The sequence below is a fragment of the Pseudomonas sp. SIMBA_068 genome (genome assembly GCF_046534705.1).
Lineage (GTDB): Bacteria > Pseudomonadota > Gammaproteobacteria > Pseudomonadales > Pseudomonadaceae > Aquipseudomonas > Aquipseudomonas putida.
The window spans coordinates 1-255 of the sequence record NZ_JAWRYI010001009.1; the positions used below are offsets into that span (position 1 = coordinate 1).

Genomic DNA, 255 nt, shown 5'->3' on the forward strand with positions numbered 1-255 from the left:
TCGACATTGATGAATATCCTGGGTTGCCTGGACTACGCCACTGAGGGCAGCTACACCATCAACGGCCGTGAAACCCGCGACCTGGAAGACCATGAACTGGCGGAACTGCGCCGTGATCACTTCGGTTTCATCTTCCAGCGTTACCACCTGCTGCCGCACTTGAGCGCCATGCACAACGTCGAGATGCCGTCGATCTATGCCGGCGTCACGGAAGCTCAGCGCCACAGCCGTGCCAAGGAACTGCTGGCGCGCCTG

General features: G+C 60.0%; 1 protein-coding gene. It reads left to right on the forward strand.

Translation table 11 applies throughout. The annotated features are described in order from the left end of the window. Window positions 1-255 (forward strand): ATP-binding cassette domain-containing protein (locus tag SB756_RS32475; RefSeq protein WP_410913558.1); only part of this gene is annotated, 255 nt, incomplete at both ends.